We start from the raw sequence: 25,511 nt of genomic DNA on the forward strand, positions 1-25,511 counted from the left end.
GTTCTTCGCGCCGCAGGGAGGGACGACCGGACTGGTGCTGCTCGCGCTCGCGCCGGCTGTGCTGGCTGCGCTGATCTCCGCCTGCACCACCTGGCTGAGCATGCCGCTGCTACAGCGTTACGCGCTGGCTCGTCCGAACGCGCGTTCGTCGCACAAAGTCCCGACACCGCAGGGCGCGGGCATCGCGGTTGTCGCAGCCACCCTGCTCGTGGCTGGGGCTCTCGCCTGGATCCCGCTGCCCGTGATCGGCTCGGCCCTGCTGCTGGCCGCGGTCGGGCTCGTCGACGACATCAGGCCTCTGCCTGTCGTGCTCCGGCTCCTGTTGCAGGCGGGAGCTGTTGCCGCCGTCGTCTTCACGACACCGGAAACGCTACGGATCGTTCCAGTCCTGCCGCTTGTCGTTGAACGAATCCTCATTCTCCTCGGCGCCGTCTGGTTCGTGAACCTCGTCAATTTCATGGACGGGCTCGACCTGATGACGGTGGCGGAGGTGGTGCCTGTGACGGCCGCGCTCGGGCTGCTCGGCTGGTCTGGCGACCTCTCGCTGTCCGCCGCGCTGCTCGCCACCGCCCTGTGCGGCGCCATGCTCGGCTTTGCGCCCTTCAACAAGCCGGTCGCAAAAGTCTTCCTGGGCGATGTCGGCAGCCTGCCGATCGGGCTTCTGGTCGGCTGGTGCCTGCTCGAGCTTGCCTGGCACGGGCAACCCGCCGCCGCGCTGCTGCTGCCGGCCTATTACCTCGCGGATGCCACCATCACGCTGTTCCGCCGCATCGCGCGCCGCGAGCAATTCTGGTCGCCGCATCGTTCGCACTTCTACCAGCGTGCCACCGACAACGGCTTCACAGTGTCCCGTGTCACCGGCGACGTGTTTGCGCTCAACCTCGCACTGGCGGCACTTGCGCTCCTCACGGTCCGCGCCGGCTCGGTGACGATCACGCTGATCGCGCTGCTGGCGGCCGCGATGGCGGTCGCTTTCGTGCTGCTGCGGTTCTCGCGCCCTCAGGCGTCCTGAGCCGACAGCGCCAGGCGAAGTCCCTCGTCGAGCGACACCTCCGGCTGCCATCCCGTCGCGATCGCCTTGGACACGTCGAGCTCGAGCGAGCCGATCAGGCTGTCATGCGTATCCTGCCGGCCCAGCACGACGAGCAGTGAGCCCAACAATTTCGGCGGCATCCCGAACAGACGCGGGCTCTTGCCGGACGCCTTGGCCAGACGCTCGATGAATTCCGGCGTCGAGATCTGCTCCCTGTCAGCCACCAGAAATATCTCGAAATTGCTCGCGGGGTCGGGCTCGGCAAGCCTGAACCGGATGAAGGACGAGAGGTTCTGCACCGCCAGGAAGGCGCGATGATTGCGGATCGCGGCAAAGGGCAGCGGCAATCCCAAATTCACCGCGCGCGTCAGCAGCGCGAAATTACCCTTGGCGCCCGCGCCATAGACCAGCGGCGGCCTGATCACCGAGATCTTCATGTCGCTGTCGCGCGCCAGCGTCCGCAAGCCTGCCTCGGCCGCGGCCTTGGACATGCCGTAAAGGCTGCGCGGCGTCAGGACATCGCCCTCGCTGAACGGAGCCCGGCCCTGGTTGCTCCGGCCATGGACGAGAACCGTGCTGACGAAGATGAACCGGCGCACGCCGGCCCTGGCCGCAGAGCGCGCCAGATGCAGCGTCCCGGTGATGTTGACGTTGCGGTAGAGCTGGACCGCATGCTCCTCGTGCTTGTGATGCACGCGCGCGGCGAGATGGACGACCGCGTCGACGCCCTCCAGCGCGGCTGTCCAATCGGTATCGGGGCCGATCGATTTGATCACGACCTCGTCGTCCAAGCCCTCCGGGCTGCGGACCGCACGGCGGACCGACCATCCTTCGCGCGCCAGCGCGGGCGCGACGTGGCGGCCGACGAAGCCGCTCGCTCCCGTCACCAGCACGACCGGTTTCCGTGTGCTCATCGTTGCTCCGAAAGAACAGGGTTGCGCAACAACTCGTCGATCACACCGGCATAGGCGTTCATCGCAACATTGCGATCGAATCTCGCGGCCGCCTTCACCGCCCGCGCCGCCATGGCGCCGTCAAGGGAATGCGATGCGGTGCGGATCGCGTCTGCGAGCTGATCGGCACGGCCCGGCGTCACCACCCAGCCGAGCCCGTTCTCGACCACCGTCAGGGCGGCCTCGGCCTCGGGCTCCGAGACCAGCACGACGGGGCGGCCGACGGCCAGCAGATTATAGAAGCGGCTTGGAACCGACACCCCCGCCACGTCCTTCCGGTACGGGATGACCCAGAGGTCGGCCGCGGCCAGGAATGCCTCGAGCTCGGCATCCTGGACCCGCGCCACGAAGCGGACGTTGGGCAGGTTGGCCTCGTTCTGCAATTGCTTCAGCCGCTCGAAGCCGATGCCCCAGCCGGAGAGCAGGAAACGAATGTCCGGCTCGTCCTTGAGCAGGCGCGCCGCCTCGAACACGATGTCAGGATCATGGGTGAAGCCGAGATTGCCTGACAGCCCGACGATGAAGCGGGCCTCCATTGTCTTGCGGAATGGATTGTCCGATGTCAGCGGCCGTGCCGCGGGCACGAGCGTCGCCCAGTTCGGGATGAAGCGGATCTTGTTCCGCGTCATGCCGGCATAGGCGAGCAGCGGCGCTTCCGCATCGCGGCCGATGGTGATGACGGCATTGAGCGCACGGAACATCAGGCTGTTGGCGGCGCGCATCACGCCTGCCACGACCGAACGCGGCTTCAACAGGCCGGCCATCACCAGCACGTCGGGAAAGAGGTCGTGCAGGATCAGCGCCGAGCGCGCGCCCTTGAGCCATGCGGCAGCCGCGACAGTGTAGGGCAGCATGAATGGCGCGGTGACGGTGAGCACGACGTCGCCGTGCCGCAAGCACCGCAGCAGCGCGATGAAGATGCGCAGCGCAAACAGCAGCTCCGACAAGCCGCGACGGACCAGCGCCGCCTTTCCCGCCATCCGGTTCTTGACGGCGACGACGCGCGGCTTGCCCGGACCGGTCTGCGATTCCGGCAGCGCGCCCGGCGAGCCGGACAGCACGACGACCTCGTGCTCCCTAGCGAGGCGACAGGCGATCTCGGCCATGATCGCCGCGGTCGTGCTCGGATCCGGCGGATAATGCTGGCTCGCGACGACGATCTTGCCCGCGATCTTGCCTTCGATCTTGTCTAGAGGCTGCATGGTCAGGCCGCGGTCGACCCGAATTCGGGGACCGCATCCTTCAGGATCGTCCTGATGGTCGCCCGGTCGTCGCGTGCGATCGCCTGGTCGAGCGCCGTGATCCATTTGCGCAGCGTCTGCATCGGCGGCTCGTTCGGCTGTGCGGCCATGATGCCGGCGACTCCGATCTCGCGGGTCGGCTCTTCCGATGCGAACAGGATTTCGTGCAGACGCTCTCCCGGCCGCATGCCGGTGAATACGATCTCGATATCGTAGCCGGGCTGCAGGCCGGAGAGACGGATCATCCGCTCGGCGAGATCGACGATCTTCACCGGCTGACCCATGTTGAGGACGTAAACCGAAACGTCGGCCCGCGCCGCGCCGAGCGCGTGCGTTGCCGCCGTGATGACGAGGTCGCAGGCCTCGCGGATGGTCATGAAATAACGGACCATGTCGGGATGCGTCACCGTCACCGGGCCGCCGGCCTCGATCTGGGCCTTGAATTTCGGCACCACCGAGCCGTTCGAAGCCAGCACATTGCCGAACCGGACCGAGATCAGCCGCATCGGCCGCTTCGCGCCGCTACCTGCGGCAAGATCATGGTCGAGCGCCTGGCAGTACATCTCGGCGAAGCGCTTGGTCAGGCCCAGCATCGACACCGGCTCGATCGCCTTGTCGGTCGAGATCATCACCATGGCTTCGGCGCCGGCGGCAAGCGCAGCGTCGGCCACGTTGATCGAGCCGAAGATATTGGTCTTGACGCCCTCGCTCCAGTCGCGCTCGAGGATCGGCACGTGCTTGAGCGCAGCCGCGTGGAACACGATGTCAGGCTTGAACTCGGCCATCAGGCGCATGACGCGCTCGCGGTCGCGGATGTCGGCGATCCGTCCCTCGATCGCAGCATGCGCTCCGTGTGCGGCGAGCGTCTCGGTGACCGCGTAGAGCGCCGGCTCGGAATTCTCCAGGATCAACAGGCGCGCGGCGCCGAAGGCGACGACACGCTCGCAGATCTCCGAGCCGATCGAACCGCCGCCGCCGGTGACGATCACCGCCTTGCCCCGGATCAGGGCTTCGAGGCGCGCATAGTCGATCTTCTCGCTCGGCCGCAGCAGCAGATCCTCGACTGCGACAGCCGTCAGCCGCGGGGCGTCGCCGCTCTCCAGCGAGGGCATGCGGTTGACGATCACACCGAGCTTGCGCGCCCGCATCAGAATCGATTCCGGATGGGCCTCCGGCTCGAACACCGACGGCGTCATCACCACGCGCGTGATCGGCTTGTTGCGTTTGGCGAAGTCGGCGACGACGTCCTCGATGTCGTCGAGCCCGCCCAGCACCGGCACGTTGCGGATCGACTGGCCGCGATCCGCGTTTGATGGCGACAACACGCCGACCGGCCAAATCCGCTTGATCGCACCGCTCTCGATGCCGCGCAGAAGCACCTCGGCGTCCGCGGCGCGGCCGATCAGCAGTGTCGGCGCGGCATCCTCGGTGCGGGCGTGGCGCCGCACCCGTGTGTAGCGGAAGTAGCGATAGGCCATCCGCAAGGCGCTGAGCGCGAAGATCTCGATGAACCAGTAGAGGACGATCGTCACCTTGCCGAGGAAGAAGGCGCCGCGGACATTGGGAGCGACGAAGATGTAGTCGAGCGCCAGCAGCGCAACCGTCAGCACGCTCGCGACGCGGATGATGTTCATCGCGTCCGGCAGCGAGATGAAGCGCCATTTCGTCGTGGTCAGGTTGAAGATGAAGAACACCACCACGCTGAAGGCGAGGAAATAGGGCAGGATCTGCAACAGCAGTGGCAGACGATCGTAGAAGCCCTCGCCCCCCTCGAAACGCAGATAGAACGCCGCGAACAGCGCCGCTGTCGTCGCCAGCAGGTCGTGGAGCGCGATCATGAAATTGCGCAAAGTGAGATGCGAAAGACGCGTCATCCGCCGACCAATGAAAATCCTAATGGGTGCAACCTCACCGCGCTGATAGCCCATCTCGACGGGACTTGCCAGCTTAAGACTTGCCAGCTCAAGACTTGCCAGCTCAAGACTTGCGAGCCTCGCGGCCGCTCAGGAACCCGCTTCCCCCACCTTCGCCTCGGCCTGTCGTGCCCGGAACACCATGCCACCGGCAACGCCGACGCCGATGACGTACATCCAGCCCTCGTGGAAGTCGAACAAATGGGAGTTGAACAACGAGGTGAAGGCGTTTTGCACCACGACCAGAAGACCGATCCACTGGGCAAACCCCTCGCCGCGAAACAGCTGAAAATGAAAGATCCAGATCGCGTAGAGAACCCCGATGCCGATGACACCCCACTGGATGGCGACATGCAGCGTCTGGTTATGCGGGTTCGGAAAAACCCTGACGCCCCGAACCCATGAGGGCTCCTGCGCGGCTCTCTCGAACAGTCCCTGCGTAGAACCGGTGCCGTGCCCCACGAGCGGAGCATGAACGAAGAACTGAACGGCATGCCGCCAATATTCGAGGCGTTCACCCATGGATGTCGGAAGATTCCGCTGGGTGTAGAGTTGATAGTCGCTGACAAAAGTGTCGGCGGTCTTGCGCAATTGCGGTGAGGCTCGCCAGGCCACGACGGCGCAGGCGATCAATGCGGCAGAGATCATCGCGACGCTCCGCCACTTCAAATGAAGCAGCGCGAACACACCGAGCATGATCGGCACAGTGACCAGCGCGGTGCGCGACACCACCACGAAGGCCATGTTGACAAGAAAGCTCAGCGCGAGCGCCGTCAGCAGAACCGCGGGCGCGTACCGCTTCTCGCGCAACAGCATCATCACGGGATAGGCGAGCGCGACCGCGCACAGCGCGAATTCCTGGCTCTGGTCGATGTAGTTCTTGACGAAGATGCCGCGCTCGAGGGGGTCATAGGGTCTCAGCGACAGTCCCGGATAGAACGCAACCAGCCAGGACATCACCGACAACAGCGCGCAGGACACCAGGAATGCGACGAAGATCCAGTTTCCGCGGGGGGAGCGCTCGAAATGATAGAGCAGCACCGGCAGCACGAGCAGCTTGACGGTCGGCCCGACCGCGTAAAGGCGCACGCCCCACGCCGCGTCCGACCATAGCGTCCCCACCAGCGCCAGCACGAACAGCGCGATCGGTGCCGCGCAGATCGGGCGCGTCAGCGATCGCAGGAATGCCCTGACGTCGAGAAACGGCACCATGCAGACCAGGAACGCGGCATTGAAGATGGCCGTGAGCGACGTCGACCATGGCAACGAGGCCGCGGTCAGGATCGCGAACAAATCGACGGTCTCGCTCCACGCCACCGGGCTGCGAAAACGCCGCCACAGCATCTGGGCGGTCGTCTCCTGGGCAAGTGCCGTCACTTGATCTCCCCGCGCGCGCGGTGCACCAGCGCCGTCGTGCTGAAGCCCTGGAGGATGTCGACCAGCACGACCACTCCGCCCGCGGCCTCGACGACCTCGTGGCCGACCACCTGCTCGCGGGTGTAGTCGCCTCCCTTCACCAGCACGCTCGGCGTGATCCGCCTGATCAGGTCGATCGGCGTATCCTCTTCGAAGATGACGACGAGATCGACGGCTTCGAGCGCGGCCAGCACTTCGGCACGGGCCCGCTCGTCCTGGACCGGGCGATCCGCGCCTTTCAGCCGCCGCACCGAGGCGTCGCTGTTCAGCCCGACGATCAGCCGATCGCAGGCGGCACGCGCTGCGGTCAGCACCTTGACGTGGCCGGGATGCAGGATATCGAAGCAGCCATTGGTGAAGCCGACGCGCAAGCCCTCCCCGCGCCATTCGGCGAGCCGGGCCTCGAGCGCATCGGGCGCGCTCATGACCTTCTCCTCGGCCGCGAGCGTGGCATGCGGCAGGATCTTTCGCCGCAGCTCCGCCACGCTCACGCTGGCCGTGCCCTGCTTGCCGACGGCGACCGCGGCGGCCGCACTCGCCATGCGCAGCGCCGTGTCCCAGTCCGCGCCCGCCGCGAGCGAGGCCGCAAGCGCGGCGGCAACGGTGTCGCCGGCGCCGGACACGTCGCGCACCTTCACCGGGAAGGCCGGGACGTGAACGGCCTCGCCGCTGCGCGGCACCAGCGTCATGCCCTGCTCGCCCTGCGTGACCAGGATCGCCTCGCAATCAGCGAGCCGCATCACGTCCTCGCTGGCATCGACGATGCTTTGCGGCGTATCGGCGCGGCTGCGGGTCGCCTCGGAAAATTCCTTGCGGTTGGGTGTGAGCAGGGTGGCGCCGCGATAGATCGCCCAGTTCAGGCTCTTGGGATCGACGATCACGCGCTTGCCTGCTTTTCGCGCCGCATCGATGGTGTGGCGGATCACGCGCGCAGTCAGCACGCCCTTGGCATAGTCTGACAGCAGCACGATATCGGCGCGCGCGATCTGCGGCAGGATCGCCTCGATCAGCTTCGTCTCGACTTCGTCGGAGGCCGCGACCGCCTGCTCCCAATCCGCGCGCAGCATATGGGTGGAGAAATGCTCGGAGACGAAGCGGACCTTTCGCGTGGTCGGCCGCGTCGGGTCGCACACCAGCGCACTCTCGATCCCGGCATAGTCCGCCAGCGCGGCCTTGAGCCGCGCGCCGGCATCGTCTTCGCCGACGAGGCCGACGAAGACGCAGCGCGCGCCGAGCGAGGCGATATTGCGCGCGACGTTGCCCGCGCCGCCGATATGAATCTCGCTGCGCTGGGCGGCGATCACAGGCGTCGGCGCCTCGGGCGAAATCCGCGAGACCTCGCCATAGACGAACTCGTCCAGCATGATGTCGCCGATGCAGAGCACCGTGCAGCCGGAGATGGCGTGCGCCAGGGCATCAAAATCGAGAATGGGCGTCGGCATCATCCTGGAACCTCAGCGGAAGCGGTCCGGCCGGTCGAGATAGTCCCCGACATAGGCCTTCACCGCGTCCTCGAGCGTCGTGAAGCCGCCGTTATAGCCGGCGCGGTGGAGCCGATCGATCTTGCTCTCGGTGAAATATTGATAGCTGCCGCGAATCTGCTCGGGCATGTCGATGTATTCGATGTTCGGCCTGGTGCCGAGCGCCGCGTAGGCGGCAAGCATCAGATCTTTGAAGCTGCGCGCCTTGCCGGTGCCGACGTTGAAGAGACCGGAGACGGCAGGCGTCGCCAGCAGCCACAAGATCACGCGCACGACGTCGTCGACATAGATGAAATCGCGGCGCTGGTCGCCATCGGCGATGCCGTCGCGATGCGACTTGAACAGCTGCACGACGCGGCCGGCCTTGACGTCGTCGAAGCGGCGCGCCAGCACGCTCATCATCGTGCCCTTGTGGTATTCGTTCGGACCGAACACGTTGAAGAACTTCAAGCCAGCCCATTGCGGCGGCAGCTTCTCGCCGGACGCGACGCGCCCGGCGACCGCGAGATCGAACAGCTGCTTACTCCAGCCGTAGAGATTCATCGGCCGCAGCTTCTTCAGCGCGCCCGGCGAGGCGTCGTCGTCAAAGCCTTCCGCACCGTCGCCATAGGTCGCGGCCGAGGACGCGTAGATCAGCGGCACTGCGTTCGCCGTGCACCAGTCCAGAAGGCGCATCGAAAAGCGGAAATTGGTCTCGATGACGAGATCGCCGTCGGTCGCGGTGGTCTCGGAAATCGCCCCGAGATGGATCACGGCATCGAGCTTGCGGCCCTTCAGCCAGTCGGGCAGTTCGGCCGGGGGCACGATATCCACAAGCTGGCGCTTGGCGAGGTTGCGCCATTTGCCATCGCTGCCGAGCAGGTCGCAGACCACGACGTCGGCGCGGCCGGCCTCGTTCAGCGCAGCCACGACATTCGATCCGATAAAACCGGCTCCGCCGGTCACCAGCAACATTCCAACGACCCTGCCCGAATTTCGTGGCCCGAACCCTGCCGTAGCGCATCATCCGCCAAAGTGTAAGCATTTTGGGCAGGCGCTCTTGGACTCGCGCTGTCCCTGCTTTACCTGCCGGCCCGGAGCGGCTAACCGAACCGCCTGATCAGAGCGTTTGCGGCCCCATTAACGAATGAACAAAGATTCACAATTTATCGGAGGTGACGATCGGAGCGACACGCGTCCGATCCTGATCGTCCCCTATATGTGGATCGGCGATTTCGTCCGGAATCACACCGTCGTCCGGGTCCTCAAGGAACGCTGGCCGAATAGGCCGGTCGATCTTTTAACCACGACTCTGTGCGCCCCCCTGGTCGATTACATGCCTGGCGTACGCGCCGGGATCGTCTGGGACCTTCCCCGCAGCCGCCTGGCGCTGCGCCGCCAGTTCGGCCTCGCCAAGCTCCTGCGCGAGCGGAACTACGGCACGGCCCTGGTGCTGCCCCGCACCTGGAAGGCCGCCATTGCCCCGACCTTGGCCGGCATCCCCGAACGGGTCGGCTGGGTCGGCGAGTTCAGGTTCGGACTGATCAACCAATGGCGCTGGGGCGAGCGAAAGCTGCCCCGCTTCATCGACGAGAACGCCGCTCTCGCCCAGCCGGACGGTGCGCCCCTGCCCCCGGAATGGCCGGTGCCGCAATTGCGGGTTCCGGCTGAGGAGATCGCCCGTTGGCGCCAGGCCAATGGCCTGAGCGCCGGTGCCGCCGTGGCGCTCGCCCCGGGCTCGGTTGGCGTGTCGAAACGCTGGACCTACTATCCGGAAGCCGCCCGCCTGCTGGTCGAACGCGGGCTGGAGGTCTGGGTGGTCGGCGGCCCCGCGGAAAAAGGTTTAGCCCAGGAGATCGTCGCAGCCGGCGGCCCCGGCGTGCGGGACCTCACCGGCACCGATTTGCGCAACGGCGTTGTCGCCATGGCCGCAGCAGGCGTCGCCATCTCTAACGATTCAGGCCTGATGCATATCGCGGCCGCCTTGGGCACGCCGACCATGGGCATCTTCGGCCCGACCAGCCCCTATCTATGGGCCCCTCTCAACGGCCTCGCCGCAACCGTCGTCCAGAACAAGAGCGTACTGTCGTGCCAGCCGTGCCAAAGCACGATCTGCAAGATGAACGACCACCGCTGCATGCGAGATATCGGGGCGAGCGAGGTGGTGACGATTGCGCAGCGGGTGCTGGGGACCAAGGTCGAGACCTGAGCTAAGCGCACTGCGGCGCCATTAGCGCACCTATCTGCTATCTGCGTGGCTTAGCCACCGTTAGACCACGACCTTATCAAGCCTCGGGCTGACGTGACGATGGCCGCGTCTACCTTACCCCTTCAGCGACGGTGCCCGCACGGCAGCGCAATGAGCCAGGGCCAACCTGGGCGGTGGCTCATCGCATGCTACATTCAACAACTTGCACACAGAGGATCAGCGATCCTCACCCGGGTTCGCGGCATTCGCGCAACTTGGGCACTTTCGGCGACGATCAGCTGAAGCGGTGCGTAGGCAGTATTCCGACACCAGAATCAATTTTCATACGAGCGTGCCACAAACGCATTTTCGAACGAGATACGCGAAGACACGCTGCGCCGTTGACCTGCATCAACGCGCAACATGTTCGGCAAGCCTTCACTGCAGCTCAGCCGCGCGCCGGATGAATGTGCGCTCATAACGATCGAGGTTCGCTCGAAGACATCAGGACTGAATGTCGTAGTCATAAGACCGGGAGCAAGCTCATGCATTTCACACGTCGTCATCTCATGACCGCAGCTTTGGGCTCCGCCTTTTCCGCCCTCGCTTTATCTTCGAGCCGCGCCGAATACGAAGGACCGCTGCTTCGCGCGATCGAAGGCGGTGAAGATTTTTGGCTCGCCACCGATGCTTACGTCTACGGCTATCCGCTGGTGACGATGGAGCTGACTCGCCGCGTGGTCACGAACGTCTCTGCGGTCGAGGGCACGCGAGGTCCGATGGGGCAATTCATCAAGCTCCGCTCCTATCCCGACGCCACCTTCCGGGACGTTACCGCGCCGAATGCCGATACGCTCTACACCACAGCCTGGCTCGACGTCGGAGACGAGCCCTGGATCCTGAGCATGCCCGACATGAAGGAACGCTATTTCCTTTTTCCGATGCTCGACGGCTGGACCAATGTATTCCAGGTCCCTGGAAAGCGAACGACGGGGACCAAGGCCCAGACCTACGCGATCACCGGCCCCGGGTGGAAAGGGACGCTTCCATCGGGCGTCAAGGAGTACAAGTCGCCGACCAGCATTGTCTGGATTTTAGGGCGCATCTATTGCACCGGTACACAAGAGGACTATGCGACCGTTCATGCCGCGCAGGATGAATTCAAGCTGGTGCCCTTGAGTTCGTATGGCAAGACGTTCACGCCGCCAGCGGCCAAGGTCGATCCATCAATCGACATGAAGACGGCAGTGCGCGACCAGGTCAACCGCATGGATAGTGTTGCGTATTTCACGCTGCTTGCTCAATTGATGAAGCGCAATCCACCCGTGCCGGCTGATGCGGTGGAAGTTGCAAAATTCGCGAAGATCGGTCTGGTGCCGGGCAAGGATTTCGACGCCAGCAAGCTCGATGCTGCGTTTTCCAAGCGCATTCCGCAGGCCGCCTTCGACCGGATCATGCTGCAGTTCAAGGTCAACAAAGCCGTCAAGAACGTCAACGGCTGGATGTTCGACACGGAAACCGGCATCTACGGCACCGAGTATCTCAACCGCGCCTTCGTCACGGCCATTGGGCTTGGCGCCAATCGCATCCAGGACGCCTGCTATCCGACGTCCCAGAAGGACGCCGATGGCAAGGCTTACGTCGGCAGCAACAAATATGTCGTGCGTTTCCCGAAGGGCCAGCTGCCGCCCGTTGGCGGATTCTGGTCTCTGACGATGTACGATGAGAATTATTTCTTCGTCGCCAATCCGATCAACCGCTACTCGATCAGTGCCCGGCAGAGCCTCAAGCCCAACGCGGACGGTTCGATTGATCTCTACATCCAGAAGGACTCTCCGGGACCTGACAAGGAATCGAACTGGTTGCCGGCCCCGGCTGGCAAGTTCGTCTTGATGTTGCGGATGTACTGGCCCAACGACAAGTCGCCATCGATCATCAACGGCAGCTGGTCACCACCGGGCGTTCAGAAAGTAGCCGGCACCTAGGTTCAAGCCTGTGGGCCCGAGCGGATCGGAGCGCGCATCGGGCTCACTGCGATTTCGATCAGCGGATGTCGAAGCCAGCTTGCCAGCCGACGCCAGGAACGGCTTCGACAGACTTTGCGATCATACCTCTATACAGGTGTTTTGCCCGACGGAGCAAACGAAATTCGCAAAATCCGCAGGTCCATGGCGCGAGCTGTGCAAGCCGTTGATTCAGCTGGCAACGGCTACTGTGCATGGGGTTGTTTTCGCGGGTTTGGAAAAGCGGCTCAAAGCAGCCGCCGATAAACCTCGCCAATTCGCGCCGCCTCGGCATCGAGGCTGAACTTCGCAAGCACCCGTGCCCGCCCCCGCTCGCCCATCGCCGTCGCTAGAGCCAAATCCCGCATCAGCGGCTCCAGCGCCGCCGCCAGCGCATCGGCATCGCCGGTCGGGATCAGCACGCCGCTCACGCCATCCTCGACCACCAGCGTCGCGGCTCCTGCGCGCGCGGCAACCAGCGCGCTGCCGGCCGCCATCGCCTCGATCAGCGTCAGGCCGAACCCTTCGTTGCGCGAGGTGAAGGCGTAGATCGTCAGCCGCTGATACCAGCGCTGCACCTGCTCGACTCCCAGCTCGCCGGTGATGACGATGCGCGATTGCAAACCCGCTGCCTCAATGCGCTTCTTCAGGTCGTTCGCAAAGGGCGTCTGCTCGGCCGTGACCTGGCCGACGATCACGGCCGTGAAATCAGGATAGCGCGGCAAGAGGCGACACATCGCATCGACGAACACATCCGTGCCCTTCTGTGCGCGGACGCGACCGAAGCAACCGATGGCGTAGCGGCCCGGCAAGCCGCTTTCCGCAAACGCCGCGGCGCGATCGACCGGCGGCGCATAGACGTCGGTGTCGACGCCGTGCGGGATCACCGTCGATGGCACTTTCAGGAACGACGCCGAGATGTCCGAGGTGGCGATGATCGCGTCCATCTGCCGGATCAGCCAGCGCGTGATCCAGGTGTGATGCCGCTGCCCCGCGGAGGTGAAGACCAGCTTGAGCGGCCAGCCGAGCGTGCGGAGCAGCACGCCTGCGATCATCTCGTTGTTGCGGCGCGCGTGCCAGATCACAGGCCGCTTGCGGCGCCATAGTTTCAGGACATCAGCGGCGCTCAGCCGTGCGATCCCCTCCGGCGCGTCCGAGCCGAACCATGCAGCGCGAACAAGTTTTGCCAGCCGTGGCGCCACCATCCGGTTGGTCGCGGTGACCCCGGAATAGCGCCTGTGCAGATTTGGCACGATCACTTGCAGATCGTCCGGGGAATTCGCCACGTCATGCTCCGTCTGGTCGGTCCCCTATACGCAACATTAAGCATAGTGACCAGTTCAGGTCCGCCGATACCCCCTCTTCACCACGCAACCGTTAACTTGGCGCCTTGATCGAAGACGGGTGAGATCATGACTGTGCTAGTCACCGGCGGCGCCGGCTATATCGGAAGTCACACGGTTATGGCGCTGGCGGAAGCCGGCGAGGACGTCGTTGTGATCGACGATCTCTCCACCGGTTTCTCCGCCTATCTGCCCGAGGGCGTGCCGCTGTTCATCGGCGATGCCGGCGACGAGAATCTGCTCGAAGGCGTGATCGCCCAGCACAACATCGAGAGCATCATCCATTTTGCCGGCTCCGTGGTCGTGCCGGAATCGATGCGTGACCCGCTCGGCTATTACCGCAACAACTTCATGACCGCGCGCAACCTGCTCAACGTCGCAGTCAAGCGCGGCATCAATCGCTTCATCTTCTCCTCGACCGCCGCCGTCTACGGCAATCCCGACCAGGTGCCGGTGCCCGAGCACGCGCCGACGCGGCCGCTCTCGCCTTACGGCTCGTCGAAGCTGATGACCGAGATCATGCTGCACGACGTCGCCGCCGCCTACGGCATGCAGTACGTGACCTTGCGCTATTTCAACGTCGCAGGAGCTGACCCGCAGGCGCGTATCGGCCTTGCCACCGTGGGCGCCACGCATCTGCTCAAGATCGCAGTGGAGGCTGCGACCGGCCAGCGCGCCAAGATCGACGTGTTCGGCACTGATTACCCGACCCCGGACGGCAGCTGCATCCGCGACTTCATCCACGTCACCGACCTGTCGCAGGCGCATCGCTCGGCGCTCGCCTATCTGCGCAATGGCGGCGCCTCGACCACGCTGAATTGCGGCTATGGCCGCGGCTATTCGGTGCTGGAAACCATCGATGCCGTGCGCCGGGTCTCGGGCCGCAGCTTCGCCGTACAATACGCCCCGCGCCGCCCCGGCGACATCATGACCATGGTCGCCGACACCAGCCGCATCCGCGGCCTGCTCGACTGGAAGCCGCAATACGAAGACCTCGAGACCATCGCAGCCCACGCGCTGGCTTGGGAGGACAAGCTGTTCCGCGAGCGCCACGGCGAGCTCCGCCACGCCGCCTCGGCCTAGAATCCGTCCAGGCGCAAGCCCTTAATTGGGCTTGAAAACCTTGCCTTTAGCGGGCACAGAGGCCATTCGATCCCTGACGCGCGGGCAGGCTTTTCGCCTTGGCCGTCAATGGACACCGGATGGCGCAGTTTCCAAAGAAAATCACCGACGATCCCTATGCGGCAGCGATCCTGATTCGCCGCCTGGTCATGGAACAGGGGGTCGTCTACTGGCGGCGCTACCTCATGGCCTTCACGCTGATGGCGGCTGCCGCGGGCGCCACCGCAGGCGCGACCTACGTGCTCGGCCAGGTCATCAACCAGGCCTATGTCGACAAGAACATCCCGGGTATCGCGATGTTTTCCGGCATCACGGTGATCCTGCTGTTCGTCAAGGGCATGGCGACATACGGCCACATGGTGATCCTCACCAAGATTTCGAACGCCATCCTCGCGACCAACCAGCGCCGGCTGTTCGCAAAGCTGATGCGCGAGAGCGTCGGCTTCTTCTCCGAGCGGCATTCGTCCGAATTCCTGGCGCGGCTGACGGCCGGCGCCAAGTCGATCACCGATGTCCTCAACATGCTGGTCAACGCGATCGGGCGCGACCTCTTGATGCTGGTTGCCATGATCGGCGTGATGGTGTGGCAGGATCCGCTGATGTCGCTGATCGGCCTCGTCGCGGTGCCGCCGGCGATGCTGGTGCTGCGCAAGCTGGTCAAGCGCATCAAGGGCCTCGCCTACAATCAGTTCACCGGCACCGCCGACATTATGGAGACGATGCAGGAATCGCTGCAGGGCATCCGCACCGTCAAGGCGTTCACGCTCGAAGACACCATGCAGAAGCGCATCGACGAGAACATTGCCATCGTCGAGCGCAATGCCAACAAGATGGCCCGCGTCGCCAATCGCTCCAATCCGCTGATGGAAATGCTCGGCGGCTTCGCGGTCGCCGGCTGCCTGATGTATGGCGGCTACAGCGTGGTCGCGCTCAACGCCACGCCCGGCGCGTTCTTCTCCTTCATGACCGCCTTCCTGATGGCGACCGAGCCGGCGAAGCGGCTGGCGCGTCTCAACATCGACCTCAACAGCCAGCTGGTCGGCGCCCGAATGCTGCTCGAGGTCGTCGACAGCCCGGCGAGCGAGCATTCCGACGACGACAAGCCGGCGCTGAAGCTCACAGAGGCGCGGATCGAGCTGCGCGACGTCAGCTTCTCCTATCGCTCGGGCGAGACCGTGCTCAACCGCATGAGCTTCGTTGCCGAGCCCGGCAAGGTCACCGCGCTGGTCGGCCCCTCCGGCGGCGGCAAGTCGACCGTGCTGGCGCTGCTGCTACGGTTCTACGAGGTGACGCAAGGAGCGATCGCGATCGACGGCCAGTCGATCGGCGCGGTCTCGCGCAAATCGCTGCGGGCGCAGACCGCCTATGTCGGCCAGGACGTCTATCTGTTCCGCGACACGATCCGCAACAACATCGCCTTCGGCAAGTCGGGCGCGAGCGAGAACGAGATCATCGAGGCGGCTAAAGCGGCCTGCGCGCATGACTTCATCATGGGCTTTCCGCTCGGCTACGATACGCCGGTCGGTGAGCACGGCACGCAGGTCTCTGGCGGTCAGCGCCAGCGCATTGCGGTGGCGCGTGCGCTGCTGAAGAATGCGCCGATCATCCTGCTCGATGAAGCCACCGCCGCGCTCGACTCCGAGTCCGAGAAGCAGGTGCAGGAGGCGATCGAGCATCTCTGCCAGAACCGCACCACCATCGTGATCGCGCATCGTCTGCACACCATCATGCACGCAGACAGCATCCTGGTGGTCGAGGGCGGCGAGATCGTCGAACAGGGCCGGCACGACGAGTTGCTCCGCCGCTCCGGCCGCTACGCCTCGTTCTTCCGCCTGCAACATCACGATGCCGGCACTCTGGCGCCGATCAGCGCAACGGCATAGAGTTCGTCCCACCTCAAGAGCAGCGAGACCACTTCATGAACGCCGCCTCCTACGTCATCCCGCTTCCGCCCCAGGCTTCGCTCCCCGTCGTCGGCGAGACCGGCCGCTTTCCGGTGCGCCGCATCTGGTGCGTTGGCCGCAACTATCTCGAGCACATCCGCGAGATGGGCAATGACGAGCGAGCCCCGCCGTTCTTCTTCGCCAAGCACGCCGACATGCTGGTGCCCGATGGCGCCACCATTCCCTACCCGCCGCTGACCAAGGACCTGCATCACGAGGTCGAGCTGATCGTCGCACTGAAGAGCGGCGGCCTCAACATCCCCGCCGACAAGGCGCTCGACCACGTCTACGGCTATGCCGTCGGCATCGACCTCACCCGCCGCGATCTCCAGATCGCCTCGCGCAAGAAGGAGCGTCCGTGGGAGATCGGCAAATCCTTCGACGGCTCCGCCCCTGCTTCCGCGGTGCAGCCGGCCTCGAAGATCGGCCATCCCTCCAAGGGCAAGATCTGGCTTACGGTGAACGGCAAGGAAGCCCAGACGGGCGATCTCGAGCAGATGATCTGGAACGTGCCGGAGACGATCTGGCAGCTCTCCCAGCAGGTGAAGCTCGCCGCCGGCGACATCATCATGACTGGCACGCCGGCAGGCGTGTCGCAGCTCCAGCCCGGCGACAAGCTCGAATGCGGCGTCGACGGCGTCGGCACGCTGAAGGTGAGCATCGGCCAGCCGGAATAGGCTGCACAACACTTCGGAATCAAAAGGCCCCGGACATCGTCCGGGGCTTTTTCATTTCCGATCGCTCTACCAGGCCTTCACCGGCCTGTTGGCGTGGCTTGCCTGCGGCACACCGCGGTTGAGCGACATGTGCGAATGCACGCACAGCCAACCATCACCATTCCTCGAGAAGATCATCGTCGCGCGGCCGGGCCGCGGAAACGCGCTGCCATCGGGATGATAGCCTGTGCTGGTCCACGGCGCGATCACAGCCGCCATCGCGCCGTCGGCAGACGCCAGAACCGAGGTCTGATCGAGCACGAAGCGGAAGTCGGTCGTCTTCGGCCAGACATTGTCCCACTGCGTGGTGACCCACTGGTCGAGGCCAGGGATGACGTCATTATGCGTACCGAACGCGAGCACATCCGGGTGAAACAGCGGCTGCGCCGAGGCATAGTCGACCTCGCGGACATAGCCAGCGAAGGTTTCCAGCCATCCGCGGAAGAATTGCACGGTCTCGGTGTTCGCAAGTGGCAACGGGGCCATTGCCTGCTCCATGTTTGGTCGCCAAATCGCGGCAACCTTGTTGCCACGGGCCGACGCATGCATCCATAGAAAAAGCCCCGGAGATTGCTCCGGGGCCTTTTGATTCAGGCAACGCTATGCGCCGATCACGTGAATGCCGAATACACGATGAGGCCGAGGATCAGAGCGGTCACCGAGTACTTCAGCGTGTAGTACACGTTCCGGTTCCACTCCTTGACTTTGCGGCTGCCGAGATGGACCTCGTAGAGCTTGCCGAACACCTTGTTGAGCACGCCGACATGCTCGCCCTCGACGTTCTGGGTCGCCGATGCCTTGACGATGTGATGGCTGACCCAGCGGTTGATGGCGGTCATGAAGCCGTACTTCATCGGCCGCTCGACGTCGCAGAACAGGATGATGCGGTTGACGTCGGTCGCATTCTCGGCGCTGTGGATGAAGGTCTCGTCGAACATGAAGGCCTCGCCGTCGCGCCAGACGCATTCGACGCCGTCGACGAGAATGCGGCACTTGTTCGAGTTCGGCGTGACGAGCCCGAGGTGATAGCGCAGCGAGCCGGCGAAGGGATCGCGGTGCGCCCCTAACTTGCCGCCCGGGGGCAGCATCGCGAACATCGCGCCATGCACTGAAGGGATCGACTTGAGCAGCTCCACCGTCTTCGGACACAACGTGTTCGCCGACGGCAGAAAGTCGTCGTACCATTTCAGATAGAAGCGCTTCCAGCCGCTCCTGAAGAACGAATAGAAGCCCCAGTCGTTGTTCTTGGCCGCGGCGCGGATGAAACCCTCGTCGAACAGGCGGACGGCCTCATCGCGGATGGTCTCCCAATTCTCGCTGAGCGGTTTCAGCTCGGGAAACTGCTCGACCGAGATCACGGGCTCGTTCGGCACGGCCGAGCCCGCATACATCAGCACATTGTAAGGGGCGAGATAGGTCGAGTGATCGCCGAGCTGGCGCGCAAAGCGCAGCCGCTGCTTGCCGCGGAAGTGAACGTAAATCGTCGATGCCACAAGCACATACAGAATGACAAGTTGCGGCGCAAAAAGCTGTTTGAGCATTTCCCCAAATCCCGAGTGACCCGGCCGGGGACGTGATCTAACGCGACCCGGCCCAACCGGCAAGCTATCCACGGGCGGGTTGCGTTCACGATGGGGAAATAGTTGGAAATAGAGATTGGGCCGAAACGGACCGAAACCAGCCGAATCAGGTCCTCGACAGCGCCTGCAGGCCCTTGAAAGTCAGCCGCTTGGGGTCGGTCACGCCAGCGAGATAGAGCCGGCGAATAAAGGCAATGACCGCGTCGCGGTCGCAATCGGTCAGCGCGACGACGGCGTCGACCGCGATCTTCTGGGCTTCCATTGGGCTCACCTCGGCCTTGCGAGTAACCCCGGCCGAGACAGGCTAGGACTCATCCGTTAAATCGGCGTTAACCGTTTGGAACCATCGCCGATTCAACCCGGCGGCCGTATACGCAAAACAACGCATTGGCGATCGCTCCGCGGCCGCAATGTCTAGCCTGCGCCGAGGCTCTTCTTGAGGAGTGCGAACTGCTTCTTGAGCCGCGGCACTGCGAAGTCGGTGAAAGCGCGCACCTTCGGCACGGAGAGCCGGCCCTGCGGACAGATCAGGTGAACCGGCATCTCGGGATCTTCGTCGTCGGCGAGAACGATCTCGAGCTCGCCGCGCGCTACCTGCTCGGCAACCTGATACGAGTACATCCGCGCCACGCCGCGCCCCGCGACGGCGGAGGCCACGGCGGCGTAGGTGCTGCTGACGGTCAGGCGCGGGGTGAACTGCACCGTGCGGAGCGCTGACGAGTTGGCCGGTGGCTTGAAAGTCCACGAATTGGGAAGATGGGCCATCGCCACGACCTGATGCTTGGCGAGATCGCCGGGCTCTGTGATCCGCGGGTGTTGCTTCAGATAGCGCGGAGCCGCCACGACGACGCGTCGGACCTCGCCGATCCGCGTCGCCACCATCGCCGAATCCGCGAGAGGACCAATACGAAGCGCGACATCGACGCCCTCTTCGATCAGATTGACCGCACGATCGAACAGCAGCAGCTTTGCCGACACCGTCGGATAGGCATCCAGGAACGCATCGAGGATCGGCCGCAGCACCATCTCGCCCGACACCACAGGAGCTGTGATCGTGAGCAGGCCGCGCGGCGCGGTGCGCGGCCCGGTCGCGATGTCGTCGGCCTCCTCCAGCTCCGTGAGCACGCGGCGGCAGATCGCGACATAGCGCTCGCCCTCCTCGCTCAGCTTGATCGACCGGGTCGTCCGGTGCAGCAGCTCGGCCCCAACCCGTTCCTCCAGGAAGGCGATCGCACGGCTGACCGCGGCCGGTGACCGGCCGAGCTTGCGGCCCGCGGCCGCGAGGCTGCCCTCGTCCACTGCAAGGACGAACACCTTCATCGCATCCAGACGATCCATGCCTTCCCGCCACCCAAGATTCTACTGGCAAATTAGGCATTTGCACCTGCCGCGACAACTGCCGCCAGGCGCACCGGGCCGGCATTCATACGCGCCGCGAAAGAGTGTCTGCCGGACAGCGCGTATTCGCAGCCGGGCCACCGCGGCGTACTTCAACACGTGAGCCAGCCAGTGCTGGCACGGATCAACAACAGGAGCCCGCCATGGGTATCGAACAGAAGGTTGCCATCATCACCGGTGCATCGCAGGGCATCGGCGCGGCCCTGGTCCAGGGCTTTCGCGATCGCAATTATCGCGTCGTCGCAACGGCACGCTCGGTCAAGCCGTCGAGTGACGATGACGTCCTCGCCGTTCCCGGCGACATCGCCGACCGGAAGACTGCCGAGCGCGTTGTGGCAGAGACGGTCGCGCGCTTCGGCCGTGTCGACACACTCGTCAACAACGCCGGCATCTTCCTGGCAAAGCCGTTCACGCAATATACCGCCGAAGACTACGCGGCGGTGATGGGCACCAATGTCGCCGGCTTCTTCAACATCACCCAGCTCGCGATCGCCGAGATGGAGAAACAGGGGTCGGGCCACGTCGTCCAGATCACGACCACACTCGTTGATCAGGCCAATTCGAACGTGCCCTCGGTGCTGGCCTCGCTGAGCAAGGGCGGGCTGAACGCCGCGACGAGGTCGCTGGCAATCGAATACGCCAAACGCGGCATTCGCGTGAACGCGGTCGCCCCCGGCATCATCAAATCGCCGATGCACCCGGTCTCGACGCACGCCCAGCTGGGCGCGATGCATCCGGTGGGTCACATGGGCGAGATGTCCGACATCGTCGATGCCGTGCTCTATCTCGAGGGCGCATCCTTCGTCACCGGCGAGATCTTGCATGTCGACGGCGGCCAGATCGCCGGCCACTAAGGACGCATCCGCGCGCCCCTGCGCGCAGGAGGATATGATGACCAACGCACATACGAAGCAACATCTGGAGACCCGGCTGCGTCAGCAGCCGGGATCGGATTCACAAACTACCTGGCGCTATGCGATGGCGGGACTGTCCGCATCGTTGGTCGGACTTGGCCTCGCCCGCTTTTCCTATACGCCTCTGATCCCCGCTTTGATCGCGGCGAAATGGTTCAGCGCCTCCGACGTCGTCTATCTCGGCGCGGCGAACCTTGCGGGCTACCTCGCCGGCGCTCTCGCAGCACGGGTTGTCGCGGCACGCATCGGCGCAGTCCGCGCGTTGCGCGCGATGATGCTGCTGGCCACGCTCTCCTTCTTTGCCAGCTCAGCGCCGGTGTCCTTCACCTGGTTCTTCGCCTGGCGCTTCCTCTCCGGCCTCAGCGGCGGAATCATCATGGTGCTGGCGGCCTCCATCATTCTGCCGCACACCTCGCCCACCCGGCGCGGCATTGTCGGCGGCGTGATCTTTGCGGGCGTTGGTCTTGGCGTCGCCGCATCGGGCACGCTGGTGCCGCTGCTGCTGCAACAAGGCCTGCAGCAAAGCTGGTACGGCCTCGGCGTCCTGTCAGCCGTGCTGACGCTCACGAGCTGGTGGAACTGGCCTGCAGACGCCAGGACTGACACCGCGCCGACGCATCATGCAAAGCAGCGCCACACCTCGACGTCCGCCTTTGCACTGCTGATCCAATACGGCCTCAACGCAGTCACGCTGGTGCCGCACATGGTCTTCATCGTCGACTTCGTGGCGCGGGGGCTCGGCCAGGGCATTGCTGCCGGATCACGCTACTGGGTGCTGTACGGTCTCGGCGCGATCATAGGCCCACTCGTCACCGGCCATCTCGGCGACCGGTCGGGCTTCGGTCCGGGCTTGCGCGCGGCGTTCCTGATCGAAGCGGCCGCTGTGCTGCTTCCCACGGTCAGCACTGCACCGGCGTCTCTGATCGTATCGAGCGTCGTGATCGGAGGGTTCACGCCCGGCATCGTGCCCCTCGTGCTCGGACGCATTCATGAGCTCGTCCCGCACGCGAGCGAGCAGCAGCGCGCGACGTGGAGCCATGCCACCACCAGCTTTGCGCTGTTCCAGGCCGCCGCCGCTTACGGCTTCTCCTGGATCTATGCGAACACGGGCGGCGACTATCTGGTCTTGTTCGCGCTCGGCGGCGGCGCCGCCGCGCTGGCGCTCGCAATCGACCTTGGCCTCGCGCTCACCATGCGGAAAGCATAGAAGCGGCGGCGTGATCAGGAATACTGCATCACGCCGTCGTCGATCCGCCCGAAGCGCAACGACACGATATCGAGCGCATAGTTCTGGTACAGCCGCCATGGCTGCTTCGAGCCCTGCTTCGGCATCTTCGCGACCGAGCGCTGCACGTAGCCCGAAGTGAAGTCGAGCGACGGCTGCGCGGTGATCTCGGGATCATCATTGTGCGGCATGCACTGACGGAAATTGTGCCGATCCATGTAGTTGAGGAGCCGGCAGACATATTCGCAGGTGAGATCGCATTTCAGCGTCCACGACGCGTTGGTGTAGCCGAACGCCGAGGCCATGTTGGGCACGTCGGCATACATCATGCCCTTGTAGGTGAGCGTGTTGGCAAAATCGACGGCGCGGCCGTCGACGCTGACCTCTAATCCGCCAACGACCTGGAGCACGAGGCCCGTCGCCGTCACGATGATATCGGCGGGCAGCTCGCTGCCATCCTTCAGGCGGATGCCATCGTGGGTAAAGGTGTCGATCTCGTTGGTGACCACGGCGGCGCGCTTTTCCCGGATCGCCTTGAACAAATCGCCGTCGGGCACGAGGCAGAGTCGCTGATCCCAGGGATTGTAGCGCGGCGTGAAATGGGTCGCGATATCGTAGTCCGGCCCGAGCGCCATACGCACGCCACCGAGGATCAGGTTCTTCACCTTGTCCGGCCGCCGGCGGCTGAGCTGGAAGAAGAACATCCCCCACATCACGTTGCGCCAGCGGATCAGATGATAGGCCAGCCGCGCCGGCAGGTTGCGACGCAGTTTGTTGGCGACGGGATCCTGCGCCGGGCGCGACACCACATAGGTCGGCGAGCGCTGCAGCATGGTGACCTGCGCCGCTGTCTTGGCGAGCTCCGGCACCAGCGTTACCGCGGTCGCGCCCGAGCCGATCACGACGACGCGTTTTCCGGCGTAGTCAATATCCTCGGTCCATTTCTGCGGATGGACGATACGACCGGCGAAATCCGCAACGCCGGCAAACTCCGGCGTGTAGCCCGCCTCGTATTTGTAATAGCCCGCGCACATGAACAGGAAATTGCAGGTGAAGCGCACGGTCTCGGTCGCGCCCTCGCCCACCGCGTGCTCGACCTCGACAGTCCAGCGCGCCTCAGGCGTCGACCACGCCGCGCGCTTGACGCGATGGCGGAAGCGGATGTGCTTCTCGATGCCGTTCTCGGTCGCGGTCTCGCGCACATAATTCAGGATCTGCGGCCCGTCGGCGATCGCCTTCGGATCGGTCCACGGCTTGAAGGAATAGCCGAGCGTGAACATGTCGCTGTCGGAGCGGATGCCGGGATAGCGAAACAGGTCCCAGGTGCCACCGATACAGTCACGTCCCTCCAGAATGACGTAGCTCTTGCCCGGGCACTTGGTCTGCAGATGATAGCCTGCACCGATGCCCGACAGACCGGCACCGACGATCAGCACGTCGAAATGTTCTTGTTGCATGGTTTCCTCCGCCGAGGCGGGATAGTCCGACCGCAAGCCCGAGCCGTCAATCCGCAACAACCGAACCGGGAACCGAATTTTCGCACCGGCGCCGCCGCCTCCCGCCACACGGACAAAGCAAAAAGGCCCCGGATCGCTCCGGGGCCTTCGCCTGCTCTGAATAGATCGAACTCAGTAGCGGTAGTGGTCCGACTTGTACGGGCCTTCCTGCTTCACGCCGATATAGTCGGCCTGGTCCTTGCGGAGCTCGGTGAGCTTGACGCCGATCTTGGCGAGGTGCAGGCGCGCGACCTTCTCGTCGAGGGTCTTCGGCAGCACGTAGACTTCCTTCTTGTACTTGCCGTCCTTGTTGTTGGCGAACAGCTCGATCTGCGCCAGCGTCTGGTTGGTGAAGGACGCCGACATCACGAACGAAGGATGGCCCATCGCGTTGCCGAGGTTCACGAGGCGGCCTTCCGACAGCAGGATGATGCGGTGCTTGTCGGGGAACTCGATCTCGTCGACCTGGGGCTTGATGTTGGTCCACTTCAGATTGCGCAGAGACGCGATCTGAATCTCGTTGTCGAAGTGACCGATGTTGCAGACGATGGCGCGATCTTTCATCGCACGCATGTGCTCGATGGTGATGATGTCCTTGTTGCCGGTCGCGGTCACGAAGATGTCGGCGCGGGGCGCGGCGTCTTCCATGGTCGTGACTTCATAGCCTTCCATCGAAGCCTGCAGCGCGCAGATCGGATCGACTTCCGACACCATCACGCGGCAGCCGGCCTGGCGCAGTGAGGCGGCCGAGCCCTTGCCGACGTCGCCGAAGCCCGCGACCATCGCGACCTTGCCCGACATCATCACGTCGGTGCCGCGGCGGATGCCGTCGACCAGCGATTCGCGGCAGCCATAGAGGTTGTCGAACTTCGACTTCGTGACGCTGTCGTTGACGTTGATCGCCGGCCACAGCAGCGTGCCGGCCTTCTGCATGTCATAGAGACGATGCACGCCCGTGGTGGTTTCTTCGGAAACGCCCTTGATGCTCTCGGCGATCGCGGCGAAGTAACCCTTGGGCTTTTCCTTGAGCTGCTTCTTCAGAAGCGCGAAGAAGACTTCCTCTTCTTCCGAAGCCGGCTTGTCCAGGAAAGCGGTGTCGCCCTTCTCGGCCCGCAGACCGAGATGGACGTACATGGTGGCGTCGCCGCCGTCGTCCAGGATCATGTTCGGGTGACCGCCACCGTGCCAGTCGAACAGTTTTGCGGTGTAGTCCCAGTAGTCTTTCAGCGTCTCGCCCTTGACGGCGAACACCGGAATGCCGGCGGCGGCGATCGCCGCGGCGGCGTGGTCCTGGGTCGAATAGATGTTGCAGGAGACCCAGCGGATGTCGGCGCCGAGCGCTGCCAGTGTCTCGATCAGCACGCCGGTCTGGATCGTCATGTGCAGGGAGCCGGCGATGCGCGCGCCCTTCAGCGGCTGCTTCGGGCCATACTCCTCGCGGGTGGCCATCAGGCCGGGCATCTCGGTCTCGGCGAGCGAGAGCTCCTTGCGGCCGAAATCAGCGAGCGAAATGTCCTTGACGATGTAATCGGTGAAGCCGGGCTTCGCGTTCATTGCGAGTGTCCTG

At 64.3% G+C, this 25,511-nt stretch carries 21 protein-coding genes; 8 read left to right on the top strand and 13 right to left on the bottom strand.

Annotation, left to right across the window (positions count from 1 at the left end; all coding sequences use genetic code 11):
- The first annotated feature begins 31 nt into the window (after positions 1-31).
- Positions 32-1,012: a glycosyltransferase family 4 protein gene (locus M2427_RS28745; RefSeq protein ID WP_280710295.1), complete on the top strand. Its 981-nt coding sequence runs from the start codon at positions 32-34 to the stop codon at positions 1,010-1,012.
- Here the strand turns inward: M2427_RS28745 and M2427_RS28750 are convergent.
- From M2427_RS28750 to rfaD, 6 genes are all read right to left on the bottom strand, one after another.
- The gene (locus M2427_RS28750; RefSeq protein WP_280710249.1) at positions 1,000-1,947 is read right to left on the bottom strand and encodes an NAD-dependent epimerase/dehydratase family protein; all 948 of its coding nucleotides are present in this window, start codon (positions 1,945-1,947) and stop codon (positions 1,000-1,002) included. The genes M2427_RS28745 and M2427_RS28750 overlap by 13 nt on opposite strands.
- On the bottom strand, positions 1,944-3,188 hold the full coding sequence (locus tag M2427_RS28755) for a glycosyltransferase family 4 protein (protein WP_280710250.1): 1,245 nt from the start codon (positions 3,186-3,188) through the stop codon (positions 1,944-1,946). The genes M2427_RS28750 and M2427_RS28755 overlap by 4 nt, the downstream gene beginning before the upstream one ends.
- A 2-nt stretch (positions 3,189-3,190) precedes the next feature.
- A complete protein-coding gene (locus tag M2427_RS28760) occupies positions 3,191-5,101 on the bottom strand; it encodes an SDR family NAD(P)-dependent oxidoreductase (RefSeq protein ID WP_280710251.1) in 1,911 nt (636 codons plus the stop codon).
- A gap of 129 nt (positions 5,102-5,230) precedes the next feature.
- Positions 5,231-6,517, bottom strand: coding sequence for an O-antigen ligase family protein (locus M2427_RS28765; RefSeq protein ID WP_280710252.1), 1,287 nt, complete (start codon positions 6,515-6,517; stop codon positions 5,231-5,233).
- Positions 6,514-7,998: a D-glycero-beta-D-manno-heptose-7-phosphate kinase gene (gene rfaE1, locus M2427_RS28770; RefSeq protein WP_280710296.1), complete on the bottom strand. Its 1,485-nt coding sequence runs from the start codon at positions 7,996-7,998 to the stop codon at positions 6,514-6,516. The genes M2427_RS28765 and rfaE1 overlap by 4 nt, the downstream gene beginning before the upstream one ends.
- A gap of 12 nt (positions 7,999-8,010) precedes the next feature.
- The gene (gene rfaD / locus M2427_RS28775; RefSeq protein WP_280710253.1) at positions 8,011-8,991 is read right to left on the bottom strand and encodes an ADP-glyceromanno-heptose 6-epimerase; all 981 of its coding nucleotides are present in this window, start codon (positions 8,989-8,991) and stop codon (positions 8,011-8,013) included.
- A gap of 172 nt (positions 8,992-9,163) precedes the next feature.
- Between rfaD and waaF the strand changes: the two genes are divergently transcribed.
- Positions 9,164-10,225, top strand: a complete 1,062-nt coding sequence (gene waaF / locus M2427_RS28780; protein WP_280710254.1) for a lipopolysaccharide heptosyltransferase II — start codon at positions 9,164-9,166, stop codon at positions 10,223-10,225.
- Between the two features lie 524 nt (positions 10,226-10,749).
- Positions 10,750-12,189, top strand: coding sequence for a DUF1254 domain-containing protein (locus M2427_RS28785; protein ID WP_280710255.1), 1,440 nt, complete (start codon positions 10,750-10,752; stop codon positions 12,187-12,189).
- A gap of 266 nt (positions 12,190-12,455) precedes the next feature.
- Here the strand turns inward: M2427_RS28785 and M2427_RS28790 are convergent, their stop codons facing one another.
- Entirely contained in the window at positions 12,456-13,493 is a 1,038-nt protein-coding gene (locus tag M2427_RS28790) for a glycosyltransferase family 4 protein (RefSeq protein ID WP_280710256.1), read from the bottom strand.
- 126 nt (positions 13,494-13,619) lie between these two features.
- Between M2427_RS28790 and galE the strand changes: the two genes are divergently transcribed.
- The 3 genes from galE (at position 13,620) to M2427_RS28805 (ending at position 17,292) form a co-directional block, all read left to right on the top strand.
- Positions 13,620-14,633, top strand: coding sequence for a UDP-glucose 4-epimerase GalE (galE, locus tag M2427_RS28795; RefSeq protein ID WP_280710257.1), 1,014 nt, complete (start codon positions 13,620-13,622; stop codon positions 14,631-14,633).
- A 119-nt stretch (positions 14,634-14,752) separates the two neighbouring features.
- Positions 14,753-16,555: an ABC transporter ATP-binding protein gene (locus M2427_RS28800; protein ID WP_280710258.1), complete on the top strand. Its 1,803-nt coding sequence runs from the start codon at positions 14,753-14,755 to the stop codon at positions 16,553-16,555.
- A 35-nt stretch (positions 16,556-16,590) separates the two neighbouring features.
- Entirely contained in the window at positions 16,591-17,292 is a 702-nt protein-coding gene (locus M2427_RS28805) for a fumarylacetoacetate hydrolase family protein (RefSeq protein ID WP_280710259.1), read from the top strand.
- Positions 17,293-17,358: 66 nt separating this feature from the next.
- Here the strand turns inward: M2427_RS28805 and M2427_RS28810 are convergent, their stop codons facing one another.
- The 4 genes from M2427_RS28810 to M2427_RS28825 all read right to left on the bottom strand — a co-directional run bounded on the left by M2427_RS28810 (position 17,359) and on the right by M2427_RS28825 (position 20,249).
- A complete protein-coding gene (locus M2427_RS28810) occupies positions 17,359-17,817 on the bottom strand; it encodes a nuclear transport factor 2 family protein (RefSeq protein WP_280710260.1) in 459 nt (152 codons plus the stop codon).
- 125 nt (positions 17,818-17,942) lie between these two features.
- Positions 17,943-18,872: an aspartyl/asparaginyl beta-hydroxylase domain-containing protein gene (locus M2427_RS28815; RefSeq protein WP_280710261.1), complete on the bottom strand. Its 930-nt coding sequence runs from the start codon at positions 18,870-18,872 to the stop codon at positions 17,943-17,945.
- Positions 18,873-19,017: 145 nt separating this feature from the next.
- Positions 19,018-19,173 carry a hypothetical protein gene (locus M2427_RS28820; RefSeq protein WP_173896977.1) on the bottom strand — a complete coding sequence of 52 codons (156 nt, stop codon included), beginning with the start codon at positions 19,171-19,173 and terminating at the stop codon, positions 19,018-19,020.
- Positions 19,174-19,325: 152 nt separating this feature from the next.
- A complete protein-coding gene (locus M2427_RS28825) occupies positions 19,326-20,249 on the bottom strand; it encodes a LysR family transcriptional regulator (RefSeq protein WP_280710262.1) in 924 nt (307 codons plus the stop codon).
- Positions 20,250-20,452: 203 nt separating this feature from the next.
- Between M2427_RS28825 and M2427_RS28830 the strand changes: the two genes are divergently transcribed.
- Positions 20,453-21,163 (top strand): SDR family oxidoreductase, encoded by a 711-nt coding sequence (locus M2427_RS28830; RefSeq protein ID WP_280710263.1) that lies wholly within the window; start codon positions 20,453-20,455, stop codon positions 21,161-21,163.
- 37 nt (positions 21,164-21,200) lie between these two features.
- Complete coding sequence (locus tag M2427_RS28835; RefSeq protein ID WP_280710264.1) at positions 21,201-22,430, top strand: YbfB/YjiJ family MFS transporter; 1,230 nt, start codon at positions 21,201-21,203, stop codon at positions 22,428-22,430.
- A 14-nt stretch (positions 22,431-22,444) separates the two neighbouring features.
- Here M2427_RS28835 and M2427_RS28840 read toward each other — a convergent pair whose 3' ends face one another.
- Together M2427_RS28840 and ahcY are read right to left on the bottom strand one after the other, a co-directional pair.
- A complete protein-coding gene (locus M2427_RS28840) occupies positions 22,445-23,905 on the bottom strand; it encodes an NAD(P)/FAD-dependent oxidoreductase (protein WP_280710265.1) in 1,461 nt (486 codons plus the stop codon).
- Positions 23,906-24,076: 171 nt separating this feature from the next.
- Positions 24,077-25,498 (bottom strand): adenosylhomocysteinase, encoded by a 1,422-nt coding sequence (ahcY, locus tag M2427_RS28845; RefSeq protein ID WP_280710266.1) that lies wholly within the window; start codon positions 25,496-25,498, stop codon positions 24,077-24,079.
- Positions 25,499-25,511 lie beyond the last annotated feature (13 nt).

It is taken from the genome of Bradyrhizobium sp. BR13661, from assembly GCF_029892425.1.
GTDB lineage: Bacteria > Pseudomonadota > Alphaproteobacteria > Rhizobiales > Xanthobacteraceae > Bradyrhizobium.